This is a genomic window from Pantoea eucrina (assembly GCF_002095385.1).
Lineage (GTDB): Bacteria > Pseudomonadota > Gammaproteobacteria > Enterobacterales > Enterobacteriaceae > Pantoea > Pantoea eucrina.
Genome location: NZ_MIPP01000010.1, coordinates 15,233 through 32,494, shown reverse-complemented (window position 1 = coordinate 32,494; position 17,262 = coordinate 15,233). Strand labels below are relative to the sequence as shown.

Sequence of the window (17,262 nt, the reverse complement as noted above, 5' to 3'; positions counted from 1 at the left end):
TTTTTGCCCGCGCTGCTGCAGTTTGACGAAGCTTTACGCTTCAGGGCACATCGTAGCCGAGCGCGGCTTTACGGATACGGAACCACTGCTGGCGATTAAGCGTCAGCGCAGCCGCCTCTGCCGCCTGACCGATGCGGCCGGTTTTACCGGAGCCGATGATCGGCAGTGGCCGGGATGGCAGCATCATAATCCAGGCATAGACCACCTGCTCAATCGTGGCCGCACCGATCTCCTGCTGAACCTGGCTCAGCTCGTCGCGCAGCGGCTGGTAGTGTGGATCGCTGAACAGACGGCCGCCGCCGAGGCAGGACCACGCCATAGGACGCATCCGCGCCTGCTGACACTGATCGAGCGTGCCATCCAGCAGCGCGGTCTGCTCCAGCGGCGAGATCTCCAGCTGGTTGGTCACCAGCGTAAACGGCAGGCGCGACTGCAGCAGCGAAAACTGCGCCGGGGTAAAATTTGAGACGCCAAAATGACGCACTTTACCGCTCTGGTGCAGCTGCATAAACGCTTCGGCCACTTCATCGGCATCCATTAGCGGATCGGGACGATGGATCAGCAGCAGGTCGAGGTAGTCAGTCGCAAAATGCGTGAGCGAGTTTTCCGCACTGCGAAGAATGTGGCTGGCATCGGTGATGTAGTGTCCGATCTGATGCTCAGGTTTGGCCCGCGTTGCGATGCCGCACTTAGTCACAATCTGCAGCTGTTCGCGCAGCTGTGGCGCCAGGCGCAGCGCAGCGCCAAACGCCGCCTCGCACTGATAGTCACCGTAGATATCCGCATGATCGACCGTGGTCAGCCCGAGGGAGAGATGATACTCAATGAATGAGACCAGCTGCTGTGGTGTCATCCCCCACTCCATTAACCGCCAGTAGCCGACCACCAGAGGAGAGAAAGCCGGCCCCTGAGGGGAGATAGCCTGTGGTTGTAACATAACAAAACTCCCTGCATTGAATGTTAAAAAAGGGAGTATAACGAAATCAGGACAGAAGCGGCGTTTAAAACAGCGAGGGCTGCTGCGGATCCTGATCCGCATCCGGTTTTTGCTGACGCTGCAGGCGCAGATAGCGCTGCCGGCACAGCCTTAGCACTTCACGCTTCTGCGCATCGCTGAAGCGCATCCAGTTAAAACGCTCTTCACGACTTCGCAGGCAGCCGCGACAATAGCCGCGCGCATCGGTCTGACAGATGCCGCGACAGGGGCTGGGTACCGGGAAAAACTCGAGTTGTTCAGCCACATCTGCCTCTGATTCGCTACTGGATAACATAGTGATAACAGTTTCCGCGTGAACTGCAAGCTGCGGTGCTAAAAGAAAGCGTACCTGCCCGGCTCTCTGATCTAATCAATAAGTGTTATTTAACTTTAACAATAACGTCATCTGAAGTGCGTTTAAGGTTATCCTCAGATTTCTTCTCTACTGTGCGTCCATTCTGACTTGATAATGAACCTCAATGAAACCTGCCATTAAGTTACAGTGTCACGAAAACCGGTTTAATCTGCTGGCTGCCCTGCTGTTCGCGCTGATTCTGAACGCGCTGTTTCTGCAACAGGCGTGGAAAATCATCACCTATACCCGTCTGCACGACTACCTTTTTGCTGCCAGCATGCCGGTCGTGCTGACGGCCGCATTTTATCTTCTGTTTTGCCTGTTTGCCTGGCCATGGGTTCGCAAGCCACTGCTGATCGTACTGGTACTGATCAGTGCAGCAGCCAGCTACTTTATGTTCAGCTTTGGGACGGTAATCGACACCAATATGGTGGCCAACGTCTTTGAATCCAGCGTGCAAGAGGCGGGTGCGCTGGTAAGCCCGCGCTGGCTGGTCTGGATGCTGCTGATGGGGTTGCTGCCGGTGCTGCTTATCGCCTTCGTGCGCGTCAGGCGCAGTCAGCGCTGGTGGTGGAGCATCCTGCAGCGGCTGGCGGGAGCGCTGGGGGCGCTGCTGGTGATCCTGCTGATGGCTGCCCTGTTCTACAAAGATTATGCGTCGCTGATCCGTAACAACAAAGGGCTGGTAAAAATGATCACGCCAGCCAATGTGATTAGCGGTGCTGGCCATTATGTCGATAAGCGCTATCTGCAGGGCAGCCAGACGCTGATTAAAATCGGGCAGGATGCCCGCAAAGGCCCGCTGATCGCGCAGGCAGCTAAAAAAACCCTGGTGGTGCTGGTTGTGGGAGAAACGGCACGCGCGGAGAACTTTTCGCTGGGCGGCTATGCGCGCCAGACCAATCCGGAGCTGCAGAAGCAGCAGGTGATTTACTATCCGCATGCGACCTCCTGCGGTACCGAGACGGCGGTTTCTGTACCCTGCATGTTCTCGGTGATGCCGCGCGAGCATTACGATGCTGACCTGGCACATCACCAGGAGGGCGTACTGGATGTGCTGGCGCACGCCGGAGTCAGCGTATTGTGGCGCGAGAATGATGGTGGCTGTAAAGGCGCCTGCGACCGCGTGCCGCACACTGACATGACGCAGTGGTCGTTACCGCAATACTGCCATAGCGGATTCTGCCTCGATGACGTGCTGCTGCACCGCTTCGATAACTACGTTGACAGTTTACATAACGACAGCGTGATCGTGCTGCATCAGATGGGAAGCCACGGCCCGGCCTACTATCTGCGCTATCCGGCTGCATTTCGTCGTTTTACACCCACCTGCGACAGTAATCAGATTCAGGATTGCGATCCGCAGGCGCTGGTCAACACCTATGACAATACCCTGCTTTATACCGACAGCATGCTTAGCCAGACTATCGACAAGCTAAAAGCGCTGAGCGACCGCTTTAACGTGGCGCTGGTTTATCTTTCGGATCATGGTGAGTCGCTGGGCGAACACGGTATGTACCTGCACGGCGCGCCCTGGATGCTTGCCCCGTCACAGCAGACGCACATTCCGCTGCTGATGTGGTTCTCACCCGGCTATGCCAGCGCGTTTCATCTGGATGAAAGCTGTCTGCGGCGGCAGGCCGCAACGCAGCCGGTCTCCCAGGATAACCTGTTTCATACGCTGCTGGGCCTGTTTGACATCCGGACGCAGGTTTATCAGCCGCAGCTGGATATGATCAAATCGTGCCAGCAGAAAAGCTGACGCTTGCATTAGACCGACTGGTCTACTAGGCTTTTGCTCATGAATAAAAGTGTGCAACGTAATGAAACCCGTGAACACCTGCTCGCTACCGGCGAGCAGGTTTGTCTGCAGCGCGGCTTTACCGGAATGGGACTCAACGAAGTACTCACGCTGGCGGCCGTGCCGAAAGGGTCCTTCTATTACTATTTCCGCTCTAAAGAGGCGTTTGGCGTTGCGCTGCTGGAGCGCTATTTCGTCAATTATCTGCAGCAGATCAATCAGCAGCTGACGCTGCCATCCCTGCCTGCGCGTCAGCGGCTGCTGGCGCATTTTCGTTCAGGCCGGCAGCTGTTTGCTGAGCAGGGGCTTATTATGGGCTGCCTGGGCGTCAAGCTGTCGGCTGAGGTATGCGATCTCTCAGAGCCGATGCGCGATGCGCTGCAGCGCGGCGCCAGCGCCATTATTGCCGCTTACGCACACTGCCTGACCGAGGCTGCGGCTGAACAGCCGCTGCTATTTAATCAGACTCCGGTGCAGCTTGCGCAGCGTTGCTATCTGCTCTGGCTGGGCGCCAGTCTGCAGAGCAAAATTTCCCGCGAACCAGATCCGATTAATCTGGCACTCAGCACTATCGAACAGTGGCTTAACGGCCCGCATTTTTAAAACAGATGTTTATAGACGACCGGTCTAATAGAGGAATTACTATGGCGAGCAAACAGCTATTTTCCCCGCTGAAAGTGGGTGCAGTTACCGTTCCTAACCGCGTATTCATGGCACCGCTGACGCGGCTGCGCAGCATTGAGCCGGGTGATGTTCCCACGCCGATGATGGCTGAGTACTACCAGCAGCGTGCCGGAGCGGGCCTGATTATTACTGAAGCGACGCAGGTCTCTTTTCAGGCTAAAGGCTATGCGGGCGCACCAGGCCTGCATACGCAGCAGCAGATTGATGCATGGAAGATGATCAACGAAGGCATTCACGCTGCTCAGGGCCACGTTGCGGTCCAGCTGTGGCATACCGGCCGCATTTCACATTACAGCGTGCAGCCAGAAGGCAATGCACCGGTTGCGCCTTCTGCCCTGCCAGCCGGTACCCGTACCTCGCTGCGCGCCGCTGACGGCAGCGTGTATCGCGAAGAGACCTCCGTGCCGCGCGAACTGACCGTCGATGAAATTAAGCAGATTGTGCAGGATTTCGGCCAGGCTGCAGCCAATGCCCGCGAGGCTGGCTTTGACCTGCTTGAGCTGCACTCAGCGCACGGCTATCTGATGCACCAGTTCCTGTCGCCTGACTCAAACAAGCGCGACGACGAGTATGGCGGCTCGATTGAAAAGCGCGGCCGCTTTGCGCTGGAAGTTGTGGATGCAGCGATCGCCAACTGGTCTGCCGATCGCGTCGGGATCCGCGTTTCACCTGTCGGGGCGTTCCAGAACCTGGAAAATGGCCCGGACGAAGAGGAAGCTGCGCTCTGGTATATCAGTGAACTGGGCAAACGCGGCCTGGCCTATCTGCACCTTTCTGAGCCAGACTGGGCGGGTGGCCAACCTTACACTGATGCGTTCCGCGAAAAAGTCCGCGCGGCTTTCCCCGGTGTGATCATCGGTGCCGGCGCCTACAGCGTGGAAAAAGCGGATGATTTGATCGCGCGCGGCCTGATTGATGCCGTGGCGTTTGGCCGCGACTTTATTGCCAACCCGGACCTGGTTGCCCGCCTGCAGCAGGATGCTCCGCTTAACCCGCAGCGCCCGGAGAGTTTCTACGGCGGCGGTGCGGAAGGTTACATCGACTACCCGACGCTATAACCGGTAGCTGCCGCATAACGATGCGGCAGCCCCGTCACCCGCTATACTTGTACTGTTTCTGCGTCAAAATCTGACCATGTTAAAAAAGAGGATGTTATGCGTTTACTTCACACCATGTTACGCGTTGGCGATCTGCAACGCTCAATTGACTTCTATACCCGCGTGCTGGGTATGCGCGTGCTGCGTCAGAGTGAAAATGCAGAATATAAATATACTCTGGCATTTGTTGGCTACACCGAAGAGAGCGAAGGTGCGGTCATTGAGCTGACCTATAACTGGGGTACGGAAAAATATGACCTTGGGAACGCCTATGGTCACATCGCGCTGGGCGTAGACGATGTCGCCGCAACCTGCGAGCGCATCCGTAGCGCGGGCGGCAACGTAACCCGTGAGGCGGGCCCGGTTAAAGGTGGCAGCACGATTATTGCGTTTGTTGAAGATCCCGATGGCTATAAAATTGAGCTGATTGAAAACAAGCATGCCGGTAATGGCCTTGGTAACTGATGCCTGACGCCAGCCCGCAAATTTGCGGGCTGGTTTTTCTCATCTGCTGCACCCTCCCGCCTTTTTTGCCATAATGCGCGCTGCCCTTTTCACTGCTATGAGATCCTGATGTCTGAATCGAACGCCCAGAACGCCCTTAACCAACGCTTTCGCGGCTTTTATCCGGTAGTTATCGATGTCGAAACCGCCGGTTTTAATGCGCAGACTGATGCGCTGCTGGAGATTGCCGCCACGACCCTGAAAATGGATGAGGATGGCTGGCTGCAGCGTGACGAAACCCAGCATTTTCACATTGAACCCTTTGCAGGTGCCCTTCTTCATCCTGAAGCGCTGGCGTTTACCGGTATCGATCCTGCGAACCCGCTGCGCGGCGCAGTGAGCGAATATGAAGCGCTGCACGCCATCTTTAAACAGGTGCGCAAAGGGCTTAAAGAGAGCGGCTGCAACCGGGCGATTATTGTGGCGCATAATGCCAACTTTGATCACAGCTTCGTTACGGCGGCGGCTGAGCGCGCCAGCCTGAAACGCAACCCCTTTCATCCGTTTGCCACCTTTGATACGGCGGCGCTGAGCGGGCTGGTGCTGGGACAGACGGTGCTGGCAAAAGCGTGCAAGGCGGCAGGTATCGATTTTGACAGCACGCAGGCGCACTCGGCGCTTTATGATACAGAACAGACGGCAATGCTGTTTTGCGAGCTGGTAAACCGCTGGAAACGTTTAGGTGGCTGGCCGCTGGCGCTAAATGACGCTGAGGCAGAGAGCGAAGCGTCAGGCGAAATCGCGGCAGAGTAAGAGAATGAAAAAGGCCGGCACAGCGCCGGCCTTTTAATTTATTCCGCTTCTTTGTGTTTCTCAGCGGTTTCTTTAATCAGCGGCTGAAGTTCACCGCGCTGGAACATCTCAACGATGATGTCGCAGCCGCCGACCAGCTCCCCATCCACCCACAGCTGCGGGAAGGTTGGCCAGTTAGCGTATTTTGGCAGTTCAGCACGGATATCAGGATTCTGCAGGATATCAACATACGCGAAGCGTTCGCCACAGGCAGAGAGCGCCTGAACAGCCTGAGCTGAGAAGCCGCAGCTTGGCAGTTTTGGCGATCCTTTCATATACAGCAGGATCGGGTTTTCTGCGATCTGGCGCTGAATTTTTTCAACAGTACTCATTTTTGCCTTCCTTAATTCTTCACTTCGTGTTTGTTTATTGTAGCGACTTCATCCCGCGACTGAAATCGGGAATTTGCCTCGCTGCGGCATGAATCGCCATGTTTGTTAAGTTTGCCGCCACGGGCGTATGACGAAGTGTGTATTAATACACGATTAGCAATAAATATGCTGCGTTAACCGCCTGAAACCGCTCATTTTTGCTGCACAGCCCTTGTGTTGATGGATTTAATAAAAAAGACCTTACCTTTTGTAAAAAAAGTGGATTAGAATCAATCCGGCGCTGATCGCTGATCAGAATTTTCTAATATTGCCGCGGTCTGCTTCTGCAGCCTGCCGAACCTGTAACCGGACTATGCGTTTACTGATTACGCTTTTCATACTGGCTTTTGCTCAGCTGTTTTTTAACGTGGCCGCTGCTTCACCGCACAAGCCGGTTAACGCCAGCCTGCAGAAAGCGGAGAAAAAGAGTGCGCGCGACGATGAGCGCCGCAAACGACGTCCGGTTAAAACCTCGGCTAAAAAAACACGCGTCACGCCCGTACAAAAAGTTAAATCGAAAAAAAGCCTGCACGCAGAACCGCCTGCGACTTCCCGTACCGCCCGTAAAAAAGCGCCCGCCCTCTCCGCCAGCAAAAAATATGGTCATCAGCGTACCAGCCGGAAAATAGCGGCCGCGGAAGAGAGTACCGATGCGCTGACCGGTATCAGGCTCAGCAAATCCCACCGTCTGCGCTACCAGAAGGCGCGTGAAACCGCCATGACTAAACTTATGGGCCAGCTGGGCAAACCTTATCAGTGGGGTGGCACCTCTCCGCTTACCGGATTCGATTGCAGTGGCCTGGTCTGGTACGCCTACAAAGATCTGGTCCGTTTCAAACTGCCGCGCACGGCCAACGAAATGTATCATCTGCGCGATGCCGCTCCTATCAAGCGCGAAATGCTGGAGAAAGGGGATCTGGTGTTTTTCCGCATCAATAATCGCGGTACAGCCGATCATGTTGGCGTTTATCTGGGTAACGGCAAATTTATTCAGTCACCACGTACCGGCAAGGATATTCAGATCAGCGCGCTGGGTGAAGATTACTGGCAGAAGCACTATGTTGGCGCACGCCGCATGATGACACCTAAAACCATTCGTTAGCAGTTGCGCAACACGCCGCGCGCGTTTTGGCCTGAACACATACCGGCTGCCGTAATCTAAATATTTTCGCCTGACCTCAGGTAAAAATCTCGTTTTATGCCCCTCACCTTGCTAGAATCGCCGCCTTTCGTTGCGCAACACCTTTTGCGCACGCTGCTGTCATTATCTGTTACGGTTAATTACTCGCCTTAAATCAGCCATTTTTATGCTGAAACCGGGCAGAAAACCCTGCGCAGACGCAAACGTTTAACACTATACTTATCATAAAGTTGCGATAGGTTTAAGAGGTCCATTTTCATGGCAACAATTAAAGATGTGGCAAAACGCGCTGGCGTATCAACGACCACGGTTTCGCACGTCATCAATAAAACGCGCTTTGTCGCTGAAGAGACGCGTAATGCCGTGTGGGAGGCGATTAAAGCGCTGCACTACTCTCCCAGCGCCGTGGCGCGCAGCCTGAAAGTTAATCACACGAAAACATTGGGTCTGCTGGCGACATCCAGCGAAGCCCCCTACTTTGCTGAAATCATTGAAGCGATTGAAAACCACTGCTTCGCTCAGGGCTATACGCTGATTCTGGGCAATGCGCACAATGACCTGCAAAAACAGCGCGCCTATCTGTCGATGATGGCGCAAAAGCGGGTAGATGGCCTGCTGGTGATGTGCTCTGAGTATCCGGACGATCTGCTTCAGATGCTGGAAGAGAATCGCAATATTCCGATGGTGGTCATGGACTGGGGCGCTTCCCGCGGTGATTTTACCGATACCGTGCAGGATAACGCCTTTCAGGGCGGCTATCTGGCCGGCCGTTACCTGATCGAGCGGGGTCATCGCGATATTGGCGCTATTCCGGGCCAGCTGGAGCGCAATACCGGCGGCGGACGGCACGCCGGCTTCCTGCAGGCGATGCAGGAAGCGGGGATCGCGGTGCGTGCGGAGTGGATCGTACAGGGCGATTTTGAGCCGGAGTCGGGTTATCAGGCGATGCAGCAGATCCTGAGCCAGAAGCAGCGGCCTACCGCTGTGTTCTGCGGCGGCGATATTATGGCAATGGGCGCCATCTGCGCTGCTGATGAGATGGGCCTGCGCGTACCGCAGGATATTTCGGTGATCGGCTATGATAATGTGCGCAACGCCCGCTACTTTACGCCGGCGCTGACGACGGTGCATCAGCCCAAAGCTCAGCTGGGTGAGAAAGCGCTGGAGATGCTGCTGGACCGCATTACCAGTAAACGTGAAGAGCCGCAAACAATTGAAGTTCAGCCCAGTCTGATTGAGCGTCGCTCCGTCGGGGATGGTCCGTTTCGCGACTATCGCCGCTAAGCGCGGCGCTCGCTGAGCCACTCATGGTTTAGCGTCTCAGCATCCCCCAGGTATTCCAGCAGCCAGGTCAGCGCTGGCGACGCCCGCTGCTCGGCCCAGCTGACGCAGCAGGGACTCTCCGGAAAGGGCTGCGGTAATATCAGCTCCACTAGCGCGCCGCTATCCAGTAGCGGCCGCGCCAGATGTCCCGGGATCATCCCCACGCACAGGCCAGCCTGCAGGCAGTCGATTCCGGTTTCCCACTCCGGCACCACCAGCCGGCGCTGATTATCCAGCGTCCAGGTCATACGGCGCGGCAGCGCGCGCGACGTATCTTCCAGCACCAGCGACGGCCAGGCGCGCAGCGCCTCTTCGTCAGGATGCGCGCTCTGCGCCAGTGGATGATCCGGACTGACCACGCAGCGCCAGTTAAGGGCGCCCATATCCTGAAAAGCAAAGCGTCCGCCAACCGGGATCGCCTGCGTGGCGCCGATGGCTACGTCAACCCGGCCATCGGCCAGCGCATCCCATACGCCGTTAAACACTTCATAGCTGATGATCAGCTCCATATCGGGAAAGTGGCGATAGAAATCTTTCACCAGCTGGCGCGTGCGCTGCGGCTTGACGATACAATCAACGGCAATAGTGAGCTGGCCGCGCCAGCCGTTGGCCAGCTGCTGACACTGGCGTCGCGTTGCCAGCATTTTTTTGATAACAGAGCGGCCTTCTCGCACAAAATGCTCGCCGGCCGGCGTCAGGACCACCTCCCGATGCTGGCGTTCAAACAGCTCCACGGCAAGCCAGCTCTCCAGCTGCCTGATGGTATAGCTGATAGCAGAAGGCACGCGGTGCAGCTCCTGCGCTGCCGCGCTGAAACTGCCGGTGCGGGCGACGGCATCCGCCACCTCAAGTGCATATTCAGACCACATATTTTTGCCTTCAAAAAATTTAACAGCACTCTGCAAATATTAGCGTTTCACAAAGCTGACTGCACCCTTTTACACTCCTTCGCGTTTCCCTGCCGAATGAGAAAAATAGTGATGTCATCTAAAGGATTTCTGCCCTATCTGGCGCTGCTGAGCATGCTCGGCTTTCTCGCCACGGATATGTATCTGCCCGCATTCAGCGACATGCAGCGTGATTTTGCCACCGCTCCGGGTGTTATCAGCGCCAGCCTGAGCCTGTTTCTGGCGGGCTTTGCCTGTGCGCAGGTGGGCTGGGGACTTCTCTCTGACCGCATTGGCCGCAAACCGGTTTTACTGGCGGGCCTCTCAATCTTTGCCCTGAGCTGTCTGGCCATGCTATGGGCCGACAACGTCTGGCTGATGCTGGCGCTGCGCTTTATTCAGGCTGTGGGCGTCTGTGCCGCCGCCGTGAGCTGGCAGGCGCTGGTTATCGATCGCTACCCTAAAGCGCAGGCCAATAAAGTGTTTGCCACTATCATGCCGCTGGTGGCGCTCTCTCCTGCTCTGGCTCCGCTGCTGGGTGCCTGGCTGATGAGTCATTTTCACTGGCGCACTATTTTCCTGGTGCTGACGCTGATTACCCTGGTGCTGCTGGCAGGTACCCTCAGACTTCGCTCGCCGCGTATCTCTCAGGCGGCGCGCGGCGATCAGCCTGGCTGGCTGACGCTGCTCGCTACCCGCGCCTACAGCGGCAACGTGCTGATTTACTCCGCCTGCTCTGCCAGCTTCTTTGCCTGGCTGACGGGTTCACCCTTTATTCTGGCGGCCGCGGGCTTAACCCCGGCCGATATCGGGCTCAGCTATGTGCCGCAGACGATTGCCTTCCTTATTGGCGGTTTTGGCTGTCGTGCGCTGCTTAATCGCTTTCAGGGCGCGCAGCTGCTGCCCTGGCTGCTGCTGATTTACAGTCTGAGCATTATGAGCCTCTTTGCCGTTGCGCTGCTTCCCGCGCCGTCGCTTTTTGGCCTGCTGCTGCCTTTCTGCGGTATGGCGCTGGCAAACGGCGCTATCTATCCGATTGTGGTTGCCAGCGCGCTGGCGCCGTTCCCGCACGCCAGCGGTAAAGCTGCAGGTTTACAGAATCTGCTGCAGCTTGGCTTATGCTTCCTTGCCAGCCTGATTGTCTCGGCTGGTTTGCAGCAGGCGCTTTATCACACTACGCTGGTAATGGTAAGTACGGTGGTGCTCGCCTGGATGGGCTTCGTCTGGCAGCGCGCAACGGCTAAATCAGCCGATATCGCCCATCCCTGCGAAGACAACGCATAAGCCGGTCTGGTGCTATTTTGCCAGAGAGCGATCCGCCCGCATTCGCGCCGCGGGTCGCTATCTCTTCTGACATTCATAACAATAACAGCGCTCCCGGTCTTTCCGGGACAGCATCTGCGTGCGGCCAGGCCGCTGCGCATTGCGTGAGTCCGGACTATTCATACCTCTGTTAATGTGGTTTAGCTGCGCACGGCACCACCCTGCGTTCTTTCACAGACCTGATGCAGATCCTTCTGTTTCCCAGGTCATATTTACAAGGTGATGGAGAAGCTATGAGTTCATCATGTGCAGAAGCAGTCACTCCCGAAGAGAATCCGTGGTTTCGTATTGCCCGGGAGTTACTTGAACAGGCAGATATTCGCGTTAATGGTTCACGACCGTGGGATATTCAGGTTCATCATGCTGACTTTTTTAAGCGCGTGATGCAGGAAGGCTCACTGGGTCTGGGCGAAAGTTACATGGATGGGTGGTGGACGTGTGAACGACTGGATATGTTTTTTCATCGCGCGCTCAGACATCATCTCGATCATCAGCTGCCGCACCACTTTAAGGATACGCTGCGTATCGCCGCTGCCCGGCTGACCAATCTGCAATCAAAAAAGCGCGCCTGGCAGGTCGGCAGAGCGCACTACGATTTGGGTAATGACCTGTTCAGCCTGATGCTGGACCCGTTTATGCAGTACTCCTGCGGCTACTGGCCTCATGCGCAAACGCTGGAAGCGGCGCAGGAAGCCAAGCTGGATCTGATCTGCCGCAAACTGCAGCTTGAACCCGGCATGTCTCTGCTGGATATCGGCTGCGGCTGGGGCGGGCTGGCGGAGTTTGCTGCCCGCCGCTACGGTGTCAGCGTATATGGCGTCACTATCTCCCAGGAGCAGCAAAAGATGGCACAGCAGCGCTGCGCCGGACTGGACGTCACGATACTGCTGCAGGATTATCGCGACCTTGAGCAGCAGTTTGACCGCATCGTTTCCGTCGGGATGTTTGAGCACGTTGGCCCGAAAAATTATGCGACCTACTTCAGGGTGGTTAACCGCAACCTGAAACCCGGCGGCCTCTTTCTGCTGCACACCATCGGGGCGGTAAGAACCGATATGCGGGTAGATCCGTGGATCGATAAATATATTTTCCCGAACGGCTGCCTGCCCTCTGTGCGACAGATAGCGGACGCCAGCGAGCCTTATTTTATTATGGAAGACTGGCACAACTTCGGGACCGATTATGACACCACGCTTATGGCGTGGCATACGCGTTTCCTGGCGGCGTGGCCGCAGCTCTCTGCCCGCTATGATGAGCGTTTTAAGCGTATGTTCAGCTACTATCTCAATGCGTGTGCAGGTGCCTTTCGCGCCCGGGATATTCAGCTGTGGCAGGTGATGTTCAGTCGCGGCTATGAAGGCGGGCTGCGCGTTGCGCGCTAGGTTAAAAAGGCGCGCTGCGCGCCTTTACTGAAGTTTATTCTGCCGGTCCGGCCGGCGCTGTTGCTGCGGCAATCAGGGCGGCTTCACGCTGCGCCATAACGCGCTCAACGGTATCCACAATCGCCTGCGTTTGCGGATCGATTTCGATATTGACCTTATGCCCCAGCTTTTTGCTTCCCAGCGTGGTGCGCTCCAGCGTTTCCGGGATCAGGTGGACGCAGAATTTGGTTTTGGTCACATCGCCGACCGTCAGGCTGATGCCATCAATACCGATATAGCCTTTGCGCAGAATATATTTTATCTGTTCTGCATCCTGCAGTCTGAACCAGACTTCGCGGTTATTTTCCGACTGAATAATTTTGCAGATTTCAGCGGTGGTCATAATATGACCCGACATCAGGTGTCCGCCAATTTCATCGCTGAATTTAGCCGCACGCTCAATATTGACTCTGTCACCCACCTGCAGCGCACCCAGATTGGTAATGCGCAGCGTCTCTTTAATCAGGTCAAAGCTGACCCGATCCTCTTCGATGGCCGTTACGGTCAGGCAGCAGCCGTTGTGCGCTACAGACGCCCCCAGCTCCAGCCCTGGCAGCAGGGCTGCATCAAGACGTACAGTATGAGTGCGAAACAGCTCTTTCTCTTCAATGGCGACAATTTCCGCCACGCCCTGCACAATACCCGTAAACATAACTATCCTCTCAACGCGTTTGTCTTAGCTTATCACAGCCTGCCAGCACAACTTAATTTGCGCATGCGCAATGGTTGCATAAAAGGCAAATAAATTTGTTATCATTATTTGTTCCGCGTGCGGGCTCTGGCTGCATTGAGCGCGCATTCGCCGGGAATAGTCTCTCTTTCTCTTAATCAAACAGGTGATACGTGCAGAAGTATTTAACAGAAGCGCGTCAGCTGCTGGCCCTCGCAATCCCGGTGATCCTCGCTCAGGTAGCCCAGACTGCGATGGGATTTGTAGATACCGTTATGGCCGGTGCGGTAAGCGCCACGGATATGGCCGCCGTTGCTGTTGGCACCTCTATCTGGCTTCCCGCCATTCTTTTTGGTCACGGTCTGCTACTGGCACTGACGCCAGCCGTTGCGCAACTCAACGGGTCCGGACGACGTGAACGCATTGCCGAGCAGGTGCGCCAGGGGTACTGGCTGGCACTGGTCGTTTCGCTTGTCATTATGGTTGTGTTATGGAACGCGGGCTATCTTATCCGCGCAATGCATGACATTGACGCCGATCTGGCCATTAAAGCGGAAGGTTACCTGCATGCGCTGCTCTGGGGCGCACCGGGCTATCTTTTTTTCCAGGTGGCGCGTAACCAGTGCGACGGTCTGTCTAAAACCAAACCCGCCATGCTGCTGGGCTTTCTCGGACTGCTGACCAACATTCCGCTGAACTACATCTTCATTTATGGCCACTTTGGTATGCCGCGTCTCGGCGGCGTGGGGTGCGGCGTGGCAACCGCCTCCGTCTACTGGGTGATGTTTCTGGTTATGCGCTTCTGGCTCCGGCGTATGCCGGCGATGCGCGATATTCGCATGGCCTCACGCTGGTCAGCGCCCTCGCGCGCTATTCTCACGCGGCTCTTTTCGCTGGGGTTACCGGTAGCGCTGGCGCTGTTCTTTGAAGTTACGCTGTTTGCCGTAGTGGCGCTGCTGGTTTCACCACTGGGCATTGTGAATGTCGCAGGACACCAGATCGCGCTCAACTTCAGCTCACTGATGTTTGTCCTGCCACTGTCGCTGGGGGTAGCCACCACGATTCGCGTGGGTTACCGGCTGGGTGAAGGCTCGGCGGAAGGTGCACGCACCGCCGCCTGGACCGGTCAGGGCGTGGGCATCGCCATGGCGGCCTGCACTGCCCTGTTTACCGTCACGTTCCGTCACGATATCGCCGCGCTCTATACGGCGAACCCTGCGGTCATTACGCTGGCTGCCCAGCTGATGCTGCTGGCTGCGATCTATCAGTTCTCCGATTCGATTCAGGTTATCGGCAGCGGGATCCTGCGCGGTTATAAAGATACCCGCTCGATCTTTTTCATTACGCTGATCGCTTACTGGGTATTGGGACTGCCGGCAGGCTATATCCTGGCGCTGACTGACTGGATTGTTCCGGCGCTGGGTCCGGCCGGATTCTGGTGCGGGTTTATTGTGGGCCTGACCTCTGCCGCCGCGATGATGATCTGGCGTATTCGCCGTATGCAGCGTCTGCCTGCAGAGGTTATCCTGGCGCGGGCGGCGCGCTAAGTGGCTGAGCGGGCGTTTATCTGGCCCGCAATGCTGAAAAAAGCGACGCTTCGCACAGATGCTGGTCAGTCGTCCCGATTTTCTGTTTTTTTCCCTTGCCAGGTTTCCGGCGTACCGTTAATATTCGTCCCCGCTGTCGCCCTGACAGCGTGTTGCGCTCTTAGCTCAGTTGGTTAGAGCACCACCTTGACATGGTGGGGGTCGATGGTTCGAGTCCATTAGAGCGCACCAAGTGCGTCCGTAGCTCAGTTGGTTAGAGCACCACCTTGACATGGTGGGGGTCGGTGGTTCGAGTCCACTCGGACGCACCAGTTTGCTGTATTGCGCGCTCTTAGCTCAGTTGGTTAGAGCACCACCTTGACATGGTGGGGGTCGATGGTTCGAGTCCATTAGAGCGCACCACTTCGCTGTATCCTCTTCTTGGGCAACGTCGCTTTCCTTGATTCAGGTCGATATCCCCTGCTGCTTTTATATTGGTTTTCGGATACTTAGCGATTATACTATGGCTCGTTGTTTCACCTGAAAGGTTTCAGCGCTGACGTGCCTATGCCATCAATGTCTCTGATTTGCGCAACGCCGCCCTGCCGGCCTGCTTCTGCAACGCATAACTTCCCTGCACGCTCAGTTCCTGTCACCTATTCTTACTTCTGTATTATCCGTAGCCACAATCGTCACATTTTCACTTCGGTGCTCCGCGCATCGGATACCGACCTTTATCATCCATCACAACATACAGATATCTGACATGAAAAAGACCAAGATTGTTTGTACTATCGGGCCGAAAACCGAATCAGAAGAGATGCTGACCCAGCTGCTGGAAGCAGGCATGAACGTTATGCGTCTCAACTTCTCGCACGGTGATTACGCCGAACATGGTCAGCGCATCGCAAATATGCGTGCCGTCATGGAAAAAACGGGGCATCAGGCCGCGATTCTGCTGGACACCAAAGGACCGGAAATCCGCACCATGAAGCTGGAGGGTGGCAACGACGTTTCACTCAAGGCGGGCCAGACCTTTACCTTTACCACCGATCAGTCTGTGATTGGTAATCATGAACGCGTCGCTGTTACCTATGCCGGTTTTACTGAAGATCTGAAAATTGGCAACACGGTTCTGGTCGACGATGGCCTGATTGGCATGACCGTTACTGAAGTCACGGAAAACAGCGTAGTGTGTGAAGTGCTGAATAACGGCGACCTCGGCGAAAACAAAGGCGTTAACCTGCCTGGCGTCTCTATCCAGCTGCCTGCACTGGCAGAAAAAGATAAGCGCGATCTGATTTTTGGCTGCGAGCAGGGAGTGGACTTTGTCGCCGCGTCGTTTATTCGTAAACGCTCTGACGTGCTGGAGATCCGCGAGCATCTGAAAGCGCATGGCGGCGAAAATATTCAGATCATCTCTAAAATCGAAAACCAGGAAGGCCTTAACAACTTCGATGAAATTCTCGAAGCGTCTGACGGCATCATGGTTGCGCGTGGCGATCTGGGCGTAGAGATCCCGGTTGAAGAGGTTATCTTCGCGCAGAAGATGATGATCAAAAAGTGCAACAAAGCCCGCAAAGTGGTCATCACTGCTACGCAGATGCTCGACTCCATGATCAAAAACCCGCGCCCTACTCGTGCTGAAGCGGGCGACGTGGCTAACGCCATTCTTGACGGTACTGACGCCGTGATGCTGTCTGGTGAGAGCGCCAAAGGCCGCTATCCGCTGGAGTCGGTCACGATCATGGCCACCATCTGTGAGCGTACCGATCGCGTGATGAAGTCACGCATCGACGAGCTGAAAGATTCCCGCAAGCTGCGTATTACGGAAGCTGTCTGCCGTGGTGCCGTTGAGACCGCAGAGAAACTGGAAGCACCACTGATTGTTGTAGCCACCGAGGGCGGTAAATCAGCAAAATCAGTACGTAAGTACTTCCCGGATGCAACCATTCTCGCCCTGACGACCAACCAGACCACTGCCCGTCAGCTGATCCTGAGCAAAGGTATCGAGACTCGCCTGGTTGCCCGCATTGAATCAACCGATGATTTCTATCGCATTGGTAAAGAGCTGGCGCTGGAAAGCGGCTACGCGCAGAAAGGTGATGTGGTCGTGATGGTTTCAGGTGCCCTGGTGCCAAGCGGAACTACTAACACCGCTTCCGTGCACGTGATTTGATTTAACGTCACACTTTATTTAAACAAGCGCCTTAACCGGCGCTTTTTTTATTCCATCGCTAATCTATAATCAGAAAAATTCAAATCGAAAATAACTATTCAATATGTTGTGGAATTAAGGTTAATCCGATTAAATCCCTCTGTTTTCGCTAAATATTTTCATCATATTCTGCCAGATGCTGCTTCTTTGAGCGAACGATCAAATTTAAGCAT

At 55.6% G+C, this 17,262-nt stretch carries 16 protein-coding genes and 3 tRNA genes; 14 read left to right on the top strand and 5 right to left on the bottom strand.

The features are described 5' to 3' along the window. Positions 1 to 40 precede the first annotated feature (40 nt). The gene (locus tag HA43_RS06645) at positions 41 to 937 is read right to left on the bottom strand and encodes an aldo/keto reductase (protein WP_094111263.1); all 897 of its coding nucleotides are present in this window, start codon (positions 935 to 937) and stop codon (positions 41 to 43) included. Between the two features lie 64 nt (positions 938 to 1,001). After that, the gene (locus HA43_RS06640; RefSeq protein WP_162287178.1) at positions 1,002 to 1,271 is read right to left on the bottom strand and encodes a DUF1289 domain-containing protein; all 270 of its coding nucleotides are present in this window, start codon (positions 1,269 to 1,271) and stop codon (positions 1,002 to 1,004) included. Between the two features lie 184 nt (positions 1,272 to 1,455). Here HA43_RS06640 and eptA point away from each other — a divergent pair, with 184 nt between their 5' ends. The 5 genes from eptA (at position 1,456) to rnt (ending at position 6,170) form a co-directional block, all read left to right on the top strand. Next, positions 1,456 to 3,093, top strand: a complete 1,638-nt coding sequence (eptA, locus tag HA43_RS06635; protein WP_094111262.1) for a phosphoethanolamine transferase EptA — start codon at positions 1,456 to 1,458, stop codon at positions 3,091 to 3,093. Positions 3,094 to 3,132: 39 nt separating this feature from the next. Beyond that, positions 3,133 to 3,735, top strand: coding sequence for a TetR/AcrR family transcriptional regulator (locus tag HA43_RS06630; protein WP_039384141.1), 603 nt, complete (start codon positions 3,133 to 3,135; stop codon positions 3,733 to 3,735). A gap of 41 nt (positions 3,736 to 3,776) precedes the next feature. Next, positions 3,777 to 4,874: an alkene reductase gene (gene nemA, locus HA43_RS06625; RefSeq protein ID WP_094111261.1), complete on the top strand. Its 1,098-nt coding sequence runs from the start codon at positions 3,777 to 3,779 to the stop codon at positions 4,872 to 4,874. A gap of 96 nt (positions 4,875 to 4,970) precedes the next feature. After that, on the top strand, positions 4,971 to 5,378 hold the full coding sequence (gene gloA, locus HA43_RS06620; RefSeq protein WP_039384137.1) for a lactoylglutathione lyase: 408 nt from the start codon (positions 4,971 to 4,973) through the stop codon (positions 5,376 to 5,378). A gap of 108 nt (positions 5,379 to 5,486) precedes the next feature. Then, positions 5,487 to 6,170, top strand: a complete 684-nt coding sequence (rnt, locus tag HA43_RS06615) for a ribonuclease T (protein ID WP_094111260.1) — start codon at positions 5,487 to 5,489, stop codon at positions 6,168 to 6,170. A 38-nt stretch (positions 6,171 to 6,208) separates the two neighbouring features. Here rnt and HA43_RS06610 read toward each other — a convergent pair whose 3' ends face one another. Then, the gene (locus HA43_RS06610; RefSeq protein WP_021506217.1) at positions 6,209 to 6,541 is read right to left on the bottom strand and encodes a Grx4 family monothiol glutaredoxin; all 333 of its coding nucleotides are present in this window, start codon (positions 6,539 to 6,541) and stop codon (positions 6,209 to 6,211) included. Between the two features lie 352 nt (positions 6,542 to 6,893). On the opposite strand from HA43_RS06610, the gene HA43_RS06605 reads away from it, so the two are divergent. Both HA43_RS06605 and purR read left to right on the top strand, forming a co-directional pair. Then, positions 6,894 to 7,682 (top strand): C40 family peptidase, encoded by a 789-nt coding sequence (locus HA43_RS06605; protein WP_039384133.1) that lies wholly within the window; start codon positions 6,894 to 6,896, stop codon positions 7,680 to 7,682. 297 nt (positions 7,683 to 7,979) lie between these two features. Next, the gene (purR, locus tag HA43_RS06600; protein WP_039384130.1) at positions 7,980 to 9,005 is read left to right on the top strand and encodes an HTH-type transcriptional repressor PurR; all 1,026 of its coding nucleotides are present in this window, start codon (positions 7,980 to 7,982) and stop codon (positions 9,003 to 9,005) included. Here the strand turns inward: purR and punR are convergent. Continuing rightward, positions 9,002 to 9,913, bottom strand: a complete 912-nt coding sequence (gene punR, locus HA43_RS06595) for a DNA-binding transcriptional activator PunR (protein WP_094111259.1) — start codon at positions 9,911 to 9,913, stop codon at positions 9,002 to 9,004. The two genes, purR and punR, sit on opposite strands and share 4 nt — an antisense overlap. 108 nt (positions 9,914 to 10,021) lie before the next feature. On the opposite strand from punR, the gene punC reads away from it, so the two are divergent. Further along, positions 10,022 to 11,215: a purine nucleoside transporter PunC gene (gene punC / locus HA43_RS06590; RefSeq protein WP_039384127.1), complete on the top strand. Its 1,194-nt coding sequence runs from the start codon at positions 10,022 to 10,024 to the stop codon at positions 11,213 to 11,215. A 272-nt stretch (positions 11,216 to 11,487) separates the two neighbouring features. Then, positions 11,488 to 12,636: a cyclopropane fatty acyl phospholipid synthase gene (cfa, locus tag HA43_RS06585; protein WP_071668774.1), complete on the top strand. Its 1,149-nt coding sequence runs from the start codon at positions 11,488 to 11,490 to the stop codon at positions 12,634 to 12,636. A gap of 34 nt (positions 12,637 to 12,670) precedes the next feature. Here cfa and HA43_RS06580 read toward each other — a convergent pair whose 3' ends face one another. Further along, complete coding sequence (locus HA43_RS06580) at positions 12,671 to 13,327, bottom strand: riboflavin synthase (protein WP_039384122.1); 657 nt, start codon at positions 13,325 to 13,327, stop codon at positions 12,671 to 12,673. 191 nt (positions 13,328 to 13,518) lie between these two features. Between HA43_RS06580 and HA43_RS06575 the strand changes: the two genes are divergently transcribed. From HA43_RS06575 to pykF, 5 genes are all read left to right on the top strand, one after another. Further along, positions 13,519 to 14,892 (top strand): MATE family efflux transporter, encoded by a 1,374-nt coding sequence (locus HA43_RS06575; RefSeq protein ID WP_094111258.1) that lies wholly within the window; start codon positions 13,519 to 13,521, stop codon positions 14,890 to 14,892. A 154-nt stretch (positions 14,893 to 15,046) separates the two neighbouring features. Next, positions 15,047 to 15,123: transfer RNA gene (locus HA43_RS06570), tRNA-Val, on the top strand. Between the two features lie 3 nt (positions 15,124 to 15,126). Beyond that, positions 15,127 to 15,203, top strand: a tRNA-Val gene (locus tag HA43_RS06565). 14 nt (positions 15,204 to 15,217) lie between these two features. Further along, positions 15,218 to 15,294: transfer RNA gene (locus HA43_RS06560), tRNA-Val, on the top strand. A gap of 343 nt (positions 15,295 to 15,637) precedes the next feature. Next, on the top strand, positions 15,638 to 17,050 hold the full coding sequence (pykF, locus tag HA43_RS06555; RefSeq protein ID WP_039384119.1) for a pyruvate kinase PykF: 1,413 nt from the start codon (positions 15,638 to 15,640) through the stop codon (positions 17,048 to 17,050). Positions 17,051 to 17,262 lie beyond the last annotated feature (212 nt).

What these genes read in the sequence shown, in the direction of transcription:
- HA43_RS06645 (WP_094111263.1), bottom strand. Translation starts at nt 937, where the DNA reads ATGTTACAACCACAGGCTATCTCCCCTCAGGGGCCGGCTTTCTCTCCT.
- HA43_RS06640 (WP_162287178.1), bottom strand. Translation starts at nt 1,271, where the DNA reads ATGTTATCCAGTAGCGAATCAGAGGCAGATGTGGCTGAACAACTCGAG.
- eptA (WP_094111262.1), top strand. Translation starts at nt 1,456, where the DNA reads ATGAAACCTGCCATTAAGTTACAGTGTCACGAAAACCGGTTTAATCTG.
- HA43_RS06630 (WP_039384141.1), top strand. Translation starts at nt 3,133, where the DNA reads ATGAATAAAAGTGTGCAACGTAATGAAACCCGTGAACACCTGCTCGCT.
- nemA (WP_094111261.1), top strand. Translation starts at nt 3,777, where the DNA reads ATGGCGAGCAAACAGCTATTTTCCCCGCTGAAAGTGGGTGCAGTTACC.
- gloA (WP_039384137.1), top strand. Translation starts at nt 4,971, where the DNA reads ATGCGTTTACTTCACACCATGTTACGCGTTGGCGATCTGCAACGCTCA.
- rnt (WP_094111260.1), top strand. Translation starts at nt 5,487, where the DNA reads ATGTCTGAATCGAACGCCCAGAACGCCCTTAACCAACGCTTTCGCGGC.
- HA43_RS06610 (WP_021506217.1), bottom strand. Translation starts at nt 6,541, where the DNA reads ATGAGTACTGTTGAAAAAATTCAGCGCCAGATCGCAGAAAACCCGATC.
- HA43_RS06605 (WP_039384133.1), top strand. Translation starts at nt 6,894, where the DNA reads ATGCGTTTACTGATTACGCTTTTCATACTGGCTTTTGCTCAGCTGTTT.
- purR (WP_039384130.1), top strand. Translation starts at nt 7,980, where the DNA reads ATGGCAACAATTAAAGATGTGGCAAAACGCGCTGGCGTATCAACGACC.
- punR (WP_094111259.1), bottom strand. Translation starts at nt 9,913, where the DNA reads ATGTGGTCTGAATATGCACTTGAGGTGGCGGATGCCGTCGCCCGCACC.
- cfa (WP_071668774.1), top strand. Translation starts at nt 11,488, where the DNA reads ATGAGTTCATCATGTGCAGAAGCAGTCACTCCCGAAGAGAATCCGTGG.
- HA43_RS06580 (WP_039384122.1), bottom strand. Translation starts at nt 13,327, where the DNA reads ATGTTTACGGGTATTGTGCAGGGCGTGGCGGAAATTGTCGCCATTGAA.
- pykF (WP_039384119.1), top strand. Translation starts at nt 15,638, where the DNA reads ATGAAAAAGACCAAGATTGTTTGTACTATCGGGCCGAAAACCGAATCA.